The organism is Cedecea sp. B1(4) (assembly GCF_059414925.1).
Genome location: NZ_JCAHMZ010000006.1, coordinates 1 through 15,244, shown reverse-complemented (window position 1 = coordinate 15,244; position 15,244 = coordinate 1). Strand labels below are relative to the sequence as shown.

Genomic DNA, 15,244 nt, shown 5'->3' with positions numbered 1-15,244 from the left:
TAAGCCACCGGCTAATCGTTAAGCTGCTGTTGATCTTTTTATTGTTACTCTTATTATAAGAGTTAATGGCGGAAGGGCAAGTTTTAAACAGTCCGACGCCAGAGAACAGTCGCTCATTAACTCAGGTAACCTTGATGAAACCTACTCGTACCCTTACGAAAATCAGTCTGCTTTTAAGCCTTTTGTTGGCCGGTGCCGGGCTCTCCAGCCCCGTATTTGCAGCCCCCGCGGCTCCCTGGGACACTCAGCTCAACCCGGCGGCACATCAGGCCAATGCCGTATCCAATGACTACAAATTTCGGGATGGCGAAACGCTGGCTCAGGTGAAACTGCACTACGCCACGCTCGGGAAAGCGCATCGAAATGCGCAGGGAGAGATTGATAATGCGATCCTCGTGCTGCACTGGACCGGGGCGGACAGCCGGGCGCTGCTGAGCCCTGTCTGGACCAAATCCCTTTACGATCCGGGCCGCCCGCTGGACTCGAGCCGCTACTATCTGATTTTTGCCGACAGCATTGGCCATGGCCAGTCGAGTAAGCCGAGCGACGGCTTAAAGGCTAAATTCCCCAACTACGATTACGGCGATATGGTTGATTTGCAGCACAAGCTGGTGACCGAAACGTTGGGCATTAAACATCTGCATGCCGTGATAGGGATGTCGATGGGGGGCATGAACGCCTGGCAGTGGGCGGTGGCGTACCCGGATATGATGGACGGCGTTATGCCGGTGGTGTCGCTACCGATCAAGGTCTCCGGGCGTAATCTGCTATGGCGCAGAATGATCGTGGACTCGGTGCGAGCCGATCCGGCCTGGCACAACGGCAATTATACGCAGGCGCCTGAGAGCTGGCTTCAGGGCTACAACATCCTGCGAATGATGATCGACAGCGCGCCGGATCTGCAAAGAACGATCCCGGACGGGGCCGCGGCGGACAGGTTCCTGGCGAACAACCGTTTCACCGCCAACCATATCGACACCAACGATGTGATTTATTCGCTCAGATCCTCCTTCAGCTATAACCCGGAGCCTGACCTGAACAAAATCACCACCAAACTGTATGCGCTGAACTTTTCGGATGACGAGTTCAACCCGGACAGCCTGCGTGTGCTGGAAACTGAAGTGCCGAAGCTAAAACAGGGCCGCTACGTGGTGCAGGCAGGCACCCCAACATCGCCGGGGCATTTCACCATGACGCGCCCGGATCTGTGGGCTAATCACGTCGGCGAGTTTATGCAATGGATTGGCGATAAACGAGTTAAGCGTCCTGCCAGTAGGGCGGAGAGCCAAACTTCGCCATAAAAAAGTCTATCGCGGTGCGGGTGTTGAGCGACGGAAAACGCCCGCCGGGGTAGAGCATATAGAGTGAATGGTCGGTGGCGCTGTAGGACGCGGTGTAATCCGTCATCATCGGGATAAGCCGCTTGGCCCGTAGCGCATCGCTGATTTGCCAGTCCGGGAACAGCACGATCCCTGCGCCATCTTCTGCCGCTTTCACCAGCATCTCAGCATTGCCAGAAACGATTTTAGGCTCCGGCGTTAGCTGTATTCTTTCTTCTCCCTGTGTGAAATACCAGCGCTGAAGCCCCATTAGACCGCGGTAGGCCAGCAGTTTATGGCTGTGCAACTCTTCGGGCTTTTGCGGTGTGCCGTAGCGTGCGAGATAGGCCGGGCTGGCGACCAGATAAGCGCGCTGGCGGGTAATAAAACGTCCGTGCAGCGAGCTGTCCTGCATCGGCGAGATACGAAGCAGCAGATCGGTGCCGTCCGCCAGCGGGTCGATGTAGTTATCGGTCAGGTTTAGCTCCAGCCGCAGCGCCGGATAGCGTTCGCTGAATTCAGCAATCCACGGGGCGATATGACGTAGGCCGAAAGACACCGGCGCGTTGAAGCGAAGAACGCCGCCGGGCTGCTGGCGGCGCTCGCCAATCTGGTTTTGCGCCTGCTCAAGCTGGCTCAGCATTTCCCTGAACGCTGCAGCGTAAATATTCCCCGCTTCGGTGGCGACCACGGCTCGCGTGTTGCGGTAAAGCAGCTGTGTCTCCAGCGATTGCTCAAGCTGAATTACGGTGCGGGAAACGGAAGAGGGGGAAAGGTTCTCCTGGCGGGCCACTTCTGAAAAGCTGCCTTCGTTGATGACGGCAAGGAAGAGGCGCATTGAGCGCGCGTTTATTTGGCTCAGATCTTTCATTTGTGCAATTTCCGCAAAAGTCCTTAATGGATTATACGGTTTTTCGCTACGTCCGGCAGCGTTATCCTCCCCGGCAAGTAACGATGTCCGGTTTCGCCGGGCAAGCACAGAGAGGATGGTATGAGCAATACAGTTTTAGCTTTTGACAAAGCCGTACGTCAGCGTTTTTCATCCAGAGCGTTTCTGCCTACGCCGCTGACAGAGGCACAAATTCGGGATGTTTTGCAGGATGCCCAGCATTCTCCATCCAACTGCAACACGCAGCCGTGGAACGTCCATATTGCCTCCGGCGCAACCAAAGATGCGCTGCAAAAGATGATGATTGAGAACGATACGGCGGGTAACGTCACGCCAGATTTCAGCTTCAGCTATGACGATTTTCACGGAGATTATTACGAGCGCAGCCAGCGCCAGGCGAAGGTTTATTACGATGCGCTTGGTATCGCCCGGGACGATAAAGAGAAGCGTCGTGAAGCGTATCTGCGTAACTTCAACTTCTTCGGTGCCCCACACGTAGCGTTCCTGTTTATGCCCTCGTTTGGCGACAACGTGCGCGTGGCGTCCGACATCGGCATGTACGGGCAGAGCTTCCTGCTGTCTTTGGCAGCGCGCGGTTTTGCCGGCATTCCGCAGACGCTGCTCGGCTTCCATGCCGATGCGACGCGTAAAATTCTTGGCGTGTCGGACGATTATCGCCTGCTGTTCGGGATCTCCTTCGGCTATGCCGACCCGAATGCGCCTTCTGCTCAGGTTCGCATGTGGCGCCAGAGCGTGGACGACAGCGTGACGCTGCATAACTAGCGGCTGAGCGGACGCTCTTTTTTCATGCCGATGACCAGGGCCAGTAGGATCGCCGCCAGCGAAAGCGCGCTGGCGAGATCGTGTACCTGGCCAAGAATCAGCGCTGAGCTGAGCATAGCGAAGACCGGGATCAGCTTCAGGGGTGTTTAAAAAAGCGTGAGGCAAATCCCCCACGCATATTTTGCCAGAGAGTATCCCTAGAGATGCTTCACCATAAAAATGCTTAGCGGATCGGGCTGGTAGGGGGGAAAAGCCTCGCATACCGAATAGCCGCAGTTTTGGTAGAGCCTGATGGCCGGCTGCTGATGAATACCGGTCTCCAGCCGCAGCACGGCACAGCCAGCCTGACGAGCTTCAGTCTCCAGTCCGGCGACTATCGTTTCACCCAGCTTTAAGCCACGGGAAGACGGTTTAATAAAAATCCTTTTTAGCTCGCCTTCGCCGTTATCTTGTAGCAGGAGAGCGCCGCAGCCGACGGCCTCGGCCTGCTGATTATGCACCAGCAGGCAGCGAATGTTGCCTTCTGCAACGGTGGTTAATTCAACGCAGTGATTGCTCTCCGCGGGGTAGAGCTGTTCCTGGAAGGCATCCAGTTCGGCAACTAGCGCCTGCAGTTCAGGGGCTGCGGGGGAGCAGGGGGTAATAGTGAACATCGTAATCCCTGAGTCGTTGTTTTTTCAAAGTATAGCGATGGACGAAGCGGCTGACTCATTCGATCTTCTTATGAGTGACTCTCGGATTTCGGGTATAAAAAAGCCGCTTTCGCGGCTTATTGTGCAGAGACGGCTAATTATTCAGTAACCTTTTTCTTCAGGTCAGTTGCGCCTTCTTTGGTCTTATTCCAGCCTTTTTCAGCACCTTCTTTGGTTGCGTCCCAACCCTTTTCGGTGCCTTCTTTGGTTTTATGCCAAGCCTTCTGGGAGCCTTCGCTTATCTTGCTCCCCGTGCTGTCACTCTTCCCTTCGGCGGCGTGTTTAGACTTGAGCTTAAGCTCTTCGCCTTTGTTCTCTGCCTCGTGCAGTTTCTCTTTGGCGGTGTTCGCGCCTTCATGTGCCGCGGCGACGGTCTCATCGGTTGCATGTGTGGTGGTCGCGGCAAAAACAGGGGCAGCCAGCAGAATTGCAGATAAAGCGATGATCGTTTTTTTCATAATATCCTCAACAAACGTTATCAGTCCTTATGACCGTGAATAAGCCTGGCACAGCGAAGCGGATGTTGCCTTAGGTAATATTCCTAAATGATTCAGGATGTTCACGGCTGGTGGATATATTCTGCTGAATAATCCACCAGAAGAGGTGGTTATGGGTGGCGAATAAAGCGCCCAATCCGCTGCCGGAGCAGGCGATTCTCCTGGCGCAGGCGTTCGTTCTCCTCCAGCAGGGTGAGCGCCACGGCGATGCCCGGCCAGTCGAGTTCTAATTCTCGTCGTAACCGCAATGCCCGCTGCGCTATGTTGATCGCGTGGTCGTCAAACTGCCACGGTTTGACCTCAAAATCGTAAGGCTCGACGACGCCAAGACCGACGATCTCATTGAGTTCATCCTCCTGAATGCCGGTGTGCAGACAGAACTCGGTGATGGTAAAAGTGACGGTGACGTTAGCCATTATTTTTCCCCCAATCTTTGCGCGGATTGAACGCCGACTGGGCGTCTGCCAACTGTTGCCAAAGCGCCGCAGCGTTTTCATCCGGCTTAGGCGGCATCACGATTTTGATCACCGCGAACAGGTCGCCGGTGTGCTGTTTGCTGACCAGCCCTTTGCCCTTGATACGCAGTTTCTGCCCGGCCTGGCTGCCGGCAGGAATGGTCATCAGAATGCTGTCTTTGAGCGTAGGAACCTCGACTTTTGCCCCCAGCGCGGCTTCCCACGGGGCAAGCGGTACCACGACTTCAAGGTTGTGGCCGACAATGTCGAACAGCGGATGCGGCGCGATATGAATCACCAGCCACAGGTCACCGTTTGGCCCACCATTTTCACCCGGTGTGCCCTGGCCTTTGAGCCGAATGCGCTGCCCGTCTCCGACGCCTGCCGGGATTTTTACATTCAGCGTTTTCGGGATTTCCTGCTCGACGATACCAAACACGTTATAAACCGGCAGCTTGTAGCTGATGGTGCGGCTGTGTTCGGCCAGCGTCTCTTCGAGGAATACGGCAACTTCGATTTCTAAATCGTGGCCGCGCGCGGCGTGCGGCTGGTGAGAATGCCTGGCCTGCTGGCCGAACATAGACGAGAAGATATCTTCGAAGTCCTGGGCGTTGTAGCTTTGCTCGCCGCCCTGGTGGAACTGCTGATTAAACTGCGGGTCGTTGCGGTGCTGCCACATCTGGTCGTACTCCGCGCGGCGCTGCTCGTCGCTCAGCACTTCCCAGGCTTCCGCCACTTCTTTAAAGCGGGCTTCTGCGTCGGGCTCTTTGCTGACGTCGGGGTGATATTTGCGCGCCAGGCGGCGGTAGGCGGTTTTGATGGTTTTGAGTTCGTCCGTCGGTTTCACGCCCATGATGGCGTAATAATCCTTTAATTCCATAGCGTTATCTCGCATAAATCGGTGCATGCAGAACAGAACGTGCGGAAAAGTGTCGCCGATAAGTATAGGCCCGTTGCGGGAAGGTGGGGCGATGAGAGTAGGATTTTTGTCGATGCGATTAACGATCGGGCCGGGCGCTTTTATCCAAAATCAGGCTTTATTGCGCTGGTGGGGGAAAAACGCTAATTCACTTTTTTATCCGCCACGTTCGATTGAGAAATTAGTTGAGCATGGAAAAACGATCTATTTGATCGCCCGCCAGTTTCAGACTTACTGAATTGAAATTTAGTGCACTTCCTTCTATGGTCTGAGATCGGAGAATGATCGCGTATTTTCCGGGCACCTGCCTCTGGAATATTTTAATAAAGACTAAAAGGAATCTCGTTTTTGAAAACTTATCATATCGCTACCCTGGCATCTGCTTTTCTGCTGGCCGCCTGTGCTGGCCCGCAGTCGGCAAAAACATCGCAAATTAAAGACCTGAGCGCTCCGCAAAGCATCGCTTTTGCCGGGAAAACTTACGGGCAATCCTTCACTCGCTCAACGCCGCAGCAGGCGGTGTGGGAATACACCACCGACGGTGAAAAAGCCGAAAACTGGCAGTGGACCCGGCTGATTACGGTTAATCAGATCAAACTCAATGCCCCGCTTGACCGCTGGATGCAGGCGACGGCGGTGGAGTTAAACCGCACGGTGCCGAAGCCACATTTCGATATAGCGAAAAATGGCGACGTGGCCGAGGTTCGGATTATCTATCTGCCGAAGCCGGGGGACGCAAAGCAAAGCGGCTACGAGTCTGACGTGTGGCTCGCCCGTGAGGCCTGCGGCGGCATCGTCAACCTGCAGTTTGCCCGCCAGTATCCCGCCGACGTGAAAGTAAGCGAAAACGACATGGTGAAGCGTATTAAGGCGGATAACGACAAAGATATGGCGGCATTGCAGGCGTTAAACTGGAAAGCGGAGTGCCGCTAACCCGGGTCCCCGGTCAAATCAGGCCGGGGCATTTTATTAAACCTCAGCTGCATGACTTATTATTCAGCATGGCAAAGACTTGAATTAATTTACCGGCCTGCCAAAATTCATTTATTGAATAGTTTACTCTCGTAACTTATTGAAAATGAGCTTTCGATTATTTTGAGCTGGGTCCCAGGGAAAGCTCAGATTGCTTCAAAAAAAACCTGACATTTGTTATATTGTGCTGATTGCTTATTCACCTAAGCGGTGCCAAAAAGAACAAGATCCACCGCGACCCAGGAAAATGAAATGTTAGATTACCGCTTCCCGACAGCTTTGCAGATGGTTCTCAGCGTAGCGATGGCGGAGCAAATGGGTGAACGTTCGACCAGCGCAATCCTCGCCTACGGCCTGGAAGCCAACCCGAGCTTTATCCGTAAACTGATGGTTCCCCTCACGCGCGACGGCATTATTGTCTCTACGCTGGGGCGCAACGGTTCCATTCATCTTGGCCGCCCGGCCGAAGAGATAACCCTGCGAGATATTTACCTGTCGGTGATTGAAGACAAAAAGATTTGGGCTTCCCGCCCGGACGTGCCTGCCCGCTGCGTGGTGAGCGCCAACGCCTGCTGGTACTTTAAAACGATTGCGGAAGAAGCCGAAGAGGCGTCGCTGGCGGTGCTGGCTCGCCATACCGTGGCCAGCGCGCTGGAGAAAGTGAAAAAGAGCGATACCAGCGGCTGCCAGCCGGTGCCTGAGTTAGAGGCGCTGTACAAAAAAGGCCATTAAGCGTCGCAGCCACTTTCCGCAGAAATAAAAAAACCGCCTCTTTGAAAGGCGGTTTTTTATTGGGCTAATCAGGCAGTTTTTACACCGCCTGATTTATGGCATTCACGCCTCGACTGTTTTTGCCTGGGTTTTGCCGCGCGTAACGAGCTTACGCAGCGTGACGTAGAACACCGGCGTCAGGAACAGACCAAACAGCGTCACCCCTAACATACCCGAGAACACCGTCACCCCGGTCACGCCGCGCACTTCTGCCCCCGCGCCATGGCCCAGAATCAGCGGGATAGTCCCGGCGATAAAGGCAATCGAGGTCATCACGATAGGGCGCAGACGCAGGCGGCAGGCTTCCAGAGCGGACTCCATAATGCCTTTGCCCTGCATCTCCAGCTCGCGGGCGAACTCGACGATCAGGATGGCGTTCTTACAGGCCAGGCCCATCAGCACCACCAGCCCGACCTGGACGAACACGTTGTTATCGCCCCCGGTCAGCCAGACGCCAAACAGCGCGGACAGCATGGTCATCGGCACGATCAGGATCACCGCCAGCGGCAGCGTCCAGCTTTCGTACAGCGCGGCGAGCACCAGGAACGCCAGAAGTACCGCCACCGGGAATACGATCATCGCCGTGTTGCCCTGTGTTGCCTGCTGGTAGCTCAGATCCGTCCATTCGATGTTCATCCCGTTCGGCAATACCTGGCCGGACATGGCGGCCAGTTTAGTCATCGCCTGTGCGGAAGAGAGCACGCGTGGATCGGCATCGCCGATGAGATCCGCCGCCGGGTAGCCGTTATAGCGGATCACTGGATCCGGTCCGTAGGTGGTGGTGATTTTCACCATGCTGCCGATCGGCACCATTTCACCCTGGCTGTTGCGGGTACGCAGGTTGCCGATGTCTTCCACGCTGTCGCGGAACTGCCCGTCGGCCTGAGCCATCACGCGCCAGGTACGACCAAACTCATTGAAGTCGTTCACGTAGGACGAGCCCAAATAAGTCTGCAGCGTGCCGAACAGGTCGGTCAGCGACACGCCCTGGGCTTTGGCTTTGTCGCGGTCTACCTGCACATCCAATTGCGGCACGTTCGCCTGGTAGGTAGAGATCGGGAAGTGCATCCCCGGCGTTTGCATGATCGCGCCGGACATGGTGTTCACCGCGGTTTGCAGCGCCCCGTAGCCTAAGCCCGCCCGATCCTGGATATACAGCGAGTAGCCAGACCCCTGGCCCAGACCCAGAATTGGCGGCGGCAGAATTGAGAAGCCGAAGCCTTCCTGAATTTGCGAGATTTTGGCGTTGATCTCGGCGTTAATTTCCGCCGCGGTATGTTTGCGCTCACCGAACGGCTTCAGGCCGAAGAACACCGTGCCGGTATTCGGCGTGTTGGTGAACTGCAGTGCGTTGAGGCCAGGGAATGCCACCGCGTAATCCACGCCTTCGGTGTTCATCCCGATTTCGCTCATCTTGCGGATCACTGCGTCAGTGCGCTCCAGCGAAGAACCTTCCGGCATCTTCACGCCGCCGATCAGGTAGAGCTTATCCTGGGTCGGAATAAACCCGCCCGGCACGGTTTTGAACATCACTCCGGCAGCACACAGCAGCAGCACGTACACCGCAAACACCGCACCACGGCGGCCAAGGGTTTTACTCACCAGTCCCTGGTAGCCGTCCGAACTGCGGTGGAAGAAGCGGTTGAACGGGCGGAACAGCCAGCCGAACAGGCGGTCGATCAGCCGGGTAGGCATGTCCTTCGGCGCGCCGTGCGGCTTCAGCAGCAGGGCCGCCAGCGCCGGGGAGAGCGTCAGGGAGTTAATCGCCGAGATCACCGTCGAAATGGCGATGGTCACCGCGAACTGCTTGTAGAACTGCCCGGTTACGCCGGAGAGGAACGCCATCGGCACGAACACTGCGCACAGCACCAGGGCGATAGCAATAATCGGCCCGGAAACCTCGCGCATGGCCTGATGCGCCGCCTGCAGCGGGGCAAGCCCTTCTTCAATGTTACGCTCGACGTTCTCCACCACCACGATGGCGTCATCCACCACGATGCCGATGGCGAGCACCAGCCCGAACAGACTCAACGTGTTCAACGAGAAGCCAAGCAGATAAAGAATACTGAACGTCCCCACGACTGAAACCGGGACGGCAATCAGCGGGATAATCGACGCGCGCCAGGTTTGCAGGAACAGGATCACAACCAGCACAACCAGCACCACCGCTTCCAGCAGGGTTTGCACCACCGCCCGAATGGAGTCGCGGACGAACACAGTCGGGTCATAAGGTGCCGCCCACTTCATGTCTTCCGGGAAGCGTGTGGACAGCTCGGCCATCTTGGCGCGCACGGCGTTAGACAGATCGATGGCGTTGGCGCCAGGGGCCTGGAAGATACCGATCCCGACCGCATCTTTGTTGTTCAACTGGGAGCGCAGGGCATAACTGCCTGAGCCCAGCTCGATACGCGCCACGTCACGCAGGCGAACCAGCGAGCCGTCCGGGGCGGTTTTCAGGATGATGTTGCCGAACTCTTCTTCGCTGTGCAGGCGGCCCTGGGCGTTAATGGAGATCAGGAAATCGCTCGCTTTTGGCAGCGGCTCTGCGCCGAGCTGACCGGCAGAGACCTGCACGTTCTGCTCCTGCATCGCCGTGACCACATCGGAGGCCGTCAGGCCACGCGCCGCCACTTTGTTCGGATCCAACCACACGCGCATGGCGTATTCGCCGGAGCCGAAAATCTGGATCTGCCCGACGCCCGGCAGTCGCGCGAGTTCGTCCTTCACTTTCAGCGTGGCGTAGTTACGCATGTACAGCGAGTCATACTTGCCGTTCGGCGAGAACAGATGCACCACCAGGGTCAGCGTCGGCGACTGTTTCTGGGTGGTGATGCCGAGGCGGCGAACGTCTTCCGGCAGGCGAGCTTCGGCCTGGGAAACACGGTTCTGCACCTGAACCTGCGCCTGATCCGGATCGGTACCCGGGCGGAAGGTCACGGTCGTCACCAGCACGCCGTCGGAGCCAGCGACTGATTTCATGTACATCATGTTTTCGACGCCGTTAATCGCTTCTTCCAGCGGCGTCGCCACGGTTTCAGCGATCACTTTTGGGTTGGCGCCAGGGTATTCCGCCCGTACCTGCACGCTTGGCGGCACGACGTCCGGGTATTCACTGATCGGCAGCAGCGGGATCGCGATAAGCCCCGTAATAAAAATCAGAATCGACAGCACCGCGGCAAAAATCGGCCTGTCGATAAAAAAGCGGGAAAAGTCCATGCGTCGGATTCTCTGGTAAGGGATCAGTTAACGGCAGCGCTGGTAGCGGCCATGGCGACAGGTTTCGCGTTCACCGGCATACCCGGCATAAACACTTTCTGCAGCCCGTCGACGATGACTTTATCGCCAGGGCTCAGTCCCTGTTGCACGATGCGCAGCCCGGCAGCGAGGCGGCCCGGTGTGATGTCGCGGCGCTGGGCCTTGCCGTCTTTATCCACGATGTAGACGTATTTTCTGTCCTGGTCGGTCAGCACCGCTTTGTCGTTGATCAGCAGCGCCTGGAACTCCGCGCTGCCCGGCAGACGAACGCGGGCGAACAGCCCCGGCGTGAACTGACGCTGGGCGTTATCCAACAGGGCGCGCATGCGGATGGTGCCGGTGCTGGCGGTGAGCTGGTTGTCGAGGAAATCCACGGTACCCTGATGCGGGTAACCTTCTTCGCCGGACAGGCCAATTTCAACCGGCAGGGCTTTATGGTCGCTGGACGCGCCCTGGCCGGTGCGGGCGAGGTTCTGGTAGTGCAGATAGGTGGATTCATCCACGTCGAAGTAGGCGTAAACCGTCTTCTGGGAGACCACGGTGGTGAGCACGCTGGCGCTGTCGCCCGCTGTGACCAGGTTACCGCTGGTGATCAGCGCGCGGCTGGCGCGGCCGTCGATCGGGGCGGTGACTTTGGTGAAGTCGAGGTTTAGCTGCGCCGCGTCAACCGCTGCCTGGGCCGCACGAATATCGGCGTCAGCCTGGGTGGCGGCGGAGCGGCGCTGTTCCCACTCTTCGCGGGAGATCACGTTGGTGCCGATCAGCTTGTCGGTGCGGCTGGCTTCGCTGCGGGCGAGGCTGGCCTGGGTTTTGGCTCTCATCAACGCCGCCTGCGCCTGCTCCAGCGCGGCGCGGTAGGTTCTGTCGTCGATAGTGAACAGGACTTCACCTTTCTTCACTTCCTGGCCGTCGGTGTAGTTCACTTTGTCGATGTAGCCGGAGACGCGGGGGCGGAGCTGAACGCTTTCCACCGCTTCGATGCGGCCGTTAAAACTATCCCACTGGCTAACGGGTTTCACCACCACGTCGGCAACGCTCACGGCTGGTGCCTGCGGCACGGCGTTTTGTGCGACTCCCCGGTCGCATCCGGCGAGCAGCGCGGCAAGCAGTACCGGCCCCAACACGCGCAGATGAAGGCTAACCCAATGTTTTTGCAGGCTCATTATTCTTATTCCGATAGTTGAAGTCGGCCGGGCAAGACGCAGCGGAGGGTGCCGCGCCACTTCCTTTGTCCGGGCTGACCTGAGGCCGTTTGTGTCGCTCATCGGCACAAAATGTGTATCAATTACGAATACAGTATCGCGGCGATTGTAGGAAGGCGTAGAACTAAGTGCAAGAATAATTGTTGCACTTTATGTGCTATTTGTGCCATTCGAAAAAGGCCCATTTGTAACGAGGATTTAATGTAACAATAAAACTTGCAATTATTGTCAAAGCAGGTCAGATTTAAATGCAACTGATAAAGATGCTTTTAACAAACCCGCAGGGGAGAGAGACAATGAGCACCGATGCCTTCATGCATGATTTACTCGGCTGGATTGATAACCACCTCGACAGCCGCCTCGACATCAATACCGTTTCCGAGCGGGCAGGGTACTCGAAGTGGCACCTGCAGCGGATCTTCAAGCAGCACACCGGCTACAACCTGGGCGAGTACATTCGTGCGCAGAAACTGAAGAAATCCGCCGAGCGGCTAAGCCGCACCGAAGAGCCGATCCTGAACGTGGCGATTTCCCTGGGCTTTGACTCGCAGCAGTCTTTCAACCGCAGCTTTAAGCGCCAGTACGGCATCGCGCCGGGCGTGTGGCGCCGGCAGCTGGCGCACACTGGGAACCGCTATGGAGCCTGAGGTTTTCTGCATGCGGGAAATCCGCTTTATGCTTGGTTACACCCGACGATAAACCCCGGCAGTGACACCGGGGTTGGCGTCACCCTTTAGACTCTGCGCGGCTTCGGCGCGATCACGTCCTCGATAAACGCTTTGACCTGCTTCTGCCTGCGGGCGGAAAACTTACACACCTTGCGCAGCGTCTGCATGATCTCCGGCTCTTCCTCCGGTGGCTGAGGCTCTTTGGTCGTTAATATCAGGCAGCCCGGCAGAACCCGCACCTCCACGCTCGTGCCCGTATCAAAACCCGCTTCCGCAAGCCAGAACCCATTTAGCGTTATGGCGGGTGAGGGCTGGAATTTTTTCGAATCTCGAATGTAGCCCACAGTATAAGCCCTTGTTGTTGTGGGGATGTGCTTCTCTGGCTTACTATGCTTGTCAGTCATGATCAACTCCCTAAAGTTGGTTGTGATTAGCGGTTAGGGCGGGTTGCCGCCTGCCTTAATCGCGCTTCTTTTGGTTTCTTTTCTTACTGCTCTCTTACTTCTGCTCTTACTGCTTTTGGTTTGTGCTTTCTGATTGCTTCATGCGGGAATTATACCTTGCTGGAGGGGTTGGCTGAGAGAATGGGAAGATAAATGGAATGTGCCTCCCAAAAAATGGTAGGGGGAAAATATCTTTTATTTGTTTAGTATTTCTTCTCTTTAGCTGTTGTCGGTTATTGATAAAAACCGGTGTGCTATTGGTTATTCTGTTGCTAACAGATCTGAATAGTTACTCCATCGTCCCCGACGAAGCGCATATGTTGGCTGATATTCGCGATGAATCAATGCTGGCCTGCCTAGGGATACAAACCAGCACTTTAGTTAAACTGCCCTAAAATAGAGCCCGGATAATGCGTTCTATCTCTCTTATTTTATTTCTATGTGTTAAGAGAGGTAGGTATTTTTTTTGGTACTTGTGGATAAGTAAGGTAGTGAGGAGTAGCGGTATTTAAAAAAGAAATACAGACCTGCTTTGTTCATTGCTTTACTGCTCTAACTAAGATATTGGACGCGAGAGTTGTCTGATTTGCTTTAACGAAAATATATAGTTATCACTACCATTAAGGTCGCTAAAATGAAAGAGCAAGATAAAAAAGAAATAAAGGAAATCAAGAGAGAAAATAAAGATGGATATAATCAGGTAGGAAAAAGTTCTATGGCTGATGCAATGGCATTGGCCGCTTCAACCGTTGCTTTATCGAGCTTGTCAAGAGTATCTGAGTTTTTTAGTTCCGGAGTTGTTGAAAAATTTGCTACCGGAGGATTCAAAGATATTGAGATTAAAGTTAAAGGACAGTCTCAAGCAACTAAAGCTACAGTGTTAAAGAATTTGAAAAATAGTTTTAAAGAAGAAAATTTGGTTCTTGTATTGGGTGCTGGTATATCATTGGAATATAAGATACCCGCGTGGAATGAGCTATTAAAAAGATTATTGGCGCGAGCATTAGACGAAAAGGATGAAAACCAAAAAATGGTTTCTGTATTGTTTAATGAGGTTTTTGGACCAAATGCGTTAATAGCAGCAAGGTATTTAAAGCTACAGTTTGATGGAGTTGACACTAAACTAGAAAAAGAAATAAAGCATGTTCTATATGAATATTATGACGATACTGAAAGTCAAAGTCTAAAAGCCATTAAAAAGCTATGCATATCTGCTGGCAAGTCACCTGGCTTAGATTCTGTTATTACATATAATTATGATGATATTTTAGAGCAGACACTAACAAAGGCAGATGTTGGGATAAAATTTAAAGTTATATCTAAGACCGGACAGCATGCGAAGAATGATGAGTTACCAATATATCATGTTCATGGTTTCCTTCCATTGCAGGGGAATATAGACTTTGATGATGAGTTAGTCCTATCTGATGAAAGTTATCATAGGCAATATATGGATTTGTACCATTGGAGTAATATGGTTCAATTAAATAAATTCAAAGATGGTAATTGTTTGTTTGTTGGGCATTCTTTTACTGACCCAAATCTGAGGCGATTACTCGATACTGCTAAAAATCTCAGGGGTAATGAATCCAAACCTCACTTTCTAATCAAACGCAGGTATTCAAAGGATGATATAATTACTAACATTAAAAAAATTATAAATGGTCATGATCTAAATTTTGAGAGAAAACTGGATATCGATGAAGATGCCATTGCTACTTCATTACTACAAACAGTACATAAATTTGAGGAAATAGATGCAAACTCATTTGGAGTAAATGTTATATGGATTGATTCTTATGATGAGATTTCTCCAATACTGAATGAGCTAACGCAGTGATTAATTATAAGATTTGTGTCAATAATGTTACAAATTAGCTTCGTTTTTCTTAAAGCTTCAGGCCAAACTCCGTCGAACTTGTGGTGGTATGGCCTGAGTTCCTTCATGCATCTATATTAAAACGTCCCATAGAGTGTGCGGAAGTGGCGTGGAGAGTATTGCGCGTGAAATAGAATTATAATTAAAATGGATGTAGCTCAAGCACGCACTTCTGTTCAGACCAGAATCGGTGTGCTTAATGCGTAAATTTCTTATCGGGCTAGCCTTAATGTCATTATATATAAATTTCATTGCGACCTGCCATCCGATATTTCACTTATCGGTTATATGCTACACCTTCAAGGAAATTATTCAAGATATACTCCTCCATAGGGCTTGCACCTATCGAAGCTGATAAGCCTATAATATCTTCAATAGACTTTAAATGATCAATAACGTAATGAAGAGTTAGGTATTCGCTTTCGAATCTTATATTGTTAGCAATCGATATTTTTTTCGTGAGCATACGAGGTAGACCTGTAAGTATCCCTGCAAAACGG

16 protein-coding genes are annotated in these 15,244 nt (G+C 53.5%); 7 read left to right on the top strand and 9 right to left on the bottom strand.

What is annotated here, in order from left to right; all coding sequences use genetic code 11:
• Positions 1–134: 134 nt before the first annotated feature.
• Complete coding sequence (locus tag ACR6JA_RS12715; RefSeq protein WP_494493608.1) at positions 135–1,301, top strand: alpha/beta fold hydrolase; 1,167 nt, start codon at positions 135–137, stop codon at positions 1,299–1,301.
• Here the strand turns inward: ACR6JA_RS12715 and ACR6JA_RS12710 are convergent.
• Positions 1,258–2,190, bottom strand: a complete 933-nt coding sequence (locus tag ACR6JA_RS12710; protein WP_213716557.1) for a LysR family transcriptional regulator — start codon at positions 2,188–2,190, stop codon at positions 1,258–1,260. The two genes, ACR6JA_RS12715 and ACR6JA_RS12710, sit on opposite strands and share 44 nt — an antisense overlap.
• 120 nt (positions 2,191–2,310) lie before the next feature.
• Between ACR6JA_RS12710 and ACR6JA_RS12705 the strand changes: the two genes are divergently transcribed.
• Positions 2,311–2,991 carry a nitroreductase gene (locus ACR6JA_RS12705; RefSeq protein ID WP_213716555.1) on the top strand — a complete coding sequence of 227 codons (681 nt, stop codon included), beginning with the start codon at positions 2,311–2,313 and terminating at the stop codon, positions 2,989–2,991.
• Between the two features lie 197 nt (positions 2,992–3,188).
• Here the strand turns inward: ACR6JA_RS12705 and ACR6JA_RS12700 are convergent, their stop codons facing one another.
• The 4 genes from ACR6JA_RS12700 to cbpA form a co-directional block, all read right to left on the bottom strand.
• Positions 3,189–3,644 (bottom strand): GNAT family N-acetyltransferase, encoded by a 456-nt coding sequence (locus tag ACR6JA_RS12700; RefSeq protein ID WP_213716552.1) that lies wholly within the window; start codon positions 3,642–3,644, stop codon positions 3,189–3,191.
• A 137-nt stretch (positions 3,645–3,781) separates the two neighbouring features.
• Complete coding sequence (locus ACR6JA_RS12695; RefSeq protein WP_213716550.1) at positions 3,782–4,141, bottom strand: KPN_00521 family repetitive protein; 360 nt, start codon at positions 4,139–4,141, stop codon at positions 3,782–3,784.
• A gap of 149 nt (positions 4,142–4,290) precedes the next feature.
• Positions 4,291–4,596, bottom strand: a complete 306-nt coding sequence (gene cbpM / locus ACR6JA_RS12690) for a chaperone modulator CbpM (RefSeq protein ID WP_213716547.1) — start codon at positions 4,594–4,596, stop codon at positions 4,291–4,293.
• Positions 4,589–5,515, bottom strand: a complete 927-nt coding sequence (cbpA, locus tag ACR6JA_RS12685; protein WP_494493607.1) for a curved DNA-binding protein — start codon at positions 5,513–5,515, stop codon at positions 4,589–4,591. Before cbpA ends, cbpM begins: the two co-directional genes overlap by 8 nt.
• 91 nt (positions 5,516–5,606) lie before the next feature.
• Here cbpA and ACR6JA_RS12680 point away from each other — a divergent pair, with 91 nt between their 5' ends.
• The 3 genes from ACR6JA_RS12680 (at position 5,607) to oqxR (ending at position 7,258) form a co-directional block, all read left to right on the top strand.
• Entirely contained in the window at positions 5,607–5,792 is a 186-nt protein-coding gene (locus ACR6JA_RS12680) for a hypothetical protein (RefSeq protein ID WP_494493606.1), read from the top strand.
• A 110-nt stretch (positions 5,793–5,902) separates the two neighbouring features.
• The gene (locus ACR6JA_RS12675) at positions 5,903–6,487 is read left to right on the top strand and encodes an HI_0983 family protein (protein ID WP_213716543.1); all 585 of its coding nucleotides are present in this window, start codon (positions 5,903–5,905) and stop codon (positions 6,485–6,487) included.
• A 291-nt stretch (positions 6,488–6,778) separates the two neighbouring features.
• On the top strand, positions 6,779–7,258 hold the full coding sequence (gene oqxR / locus ACR6JA_RS12670) for an efflux pump transcriptional repressor OqxR (RefSeq protein ID WP_008458195.1): 480 nt from the start codon (positions 6,779–6,781) through the stop codon (positions 7,256–7,258).
• A gap of 102 nt (positions 7,259–7,360) precedes the next feature.
• On the opposite strand, the gene oqxB is transcribed toward oqxR, so the two are convergent.
• A complete protein-coding gene (gene oqxB / locus ACR6JA_RS12665) occupies positions 7,361–10,513 on the bottom strand; it encodes a multidrug efflux RND transporter permease subunit OqxB (RefSeq protein WP_494493605.1) in 3,153 nt (1,050 codons plus the stop codon).
• A 23-nt stretch (positions 10,514–10,536) separates the two neighbouring features.
• Positions 10,537–11,715 (bottom strand): multidrug efflux RND transporter periplasmic adaptor subunit OqxA, encoded by a 1,179-nt coding sequence (gene oqxA, locus ACR6JA_RS12660; RefSeq protein ID WP_494493604.1) that lies wholly within the window; start codon positions 11,713–11,715, stop codon positions 10,537–10,539.
• Between the two features lie 335 nt (positions 11,716–12,050).
• On the opposite strand from oqxA, the gene ACR6JA_RS12655 reads away from it, so the two are divergent.
• Complete coding sequence (locus ACR6JA_RS12655; protein ID WP_061278075.1) at positions 12,051–12,401, top strand: helix-turn-helix domain-containing protein; 351 nt, start codon at positions 12,051–12,053, stop codon at positions 12,399–12,401.
• 86 nt (positions 12,402–12,487) lie between these two features.
• Here the strand turns inward: ACR6JA_RS12655 and symE are convergent, their stop codons facing one another.
• Positions 12,488–12,826, bottom strand: coding sequence for an endoribonuclease SymE (gene symE / locus ACR6JA_RS12650; protein WP_494493603.1), 339 nt, complete (start codon positions 12,824–12,826; stop codon positions 12,488–12,490).
• Between the two features lie 673 nt (positions 12,827–13,499).
• On the opposite strand from symE, the gene ACR6JA_RS12645 reads away from it, so the two are divergent.
• Positions 13,500–14,705, top strand: a complete 1,206-nt coding sequence (locus tag ACR6JA_RS12645; RefSeq protein ID WP_494493602.1) for an SIR2 family protein — start codon at positions 13,500–13,502, stop codon at positions 14,703–14,705.
• 316 nt (positions 14,706–15,021) lie between these two features.
• Here the strand turns inward: ACR6JA_RS12645 and ACR6JA_RS12640 are convergent.
• The coding region (locus ACR6JA_RS12640) for a hypothetical protein (RefSeq protein ID WP_494599141.1) at positions 15,022–15,244 on the bottom strand (223 nt) is incomplete at its 5' end.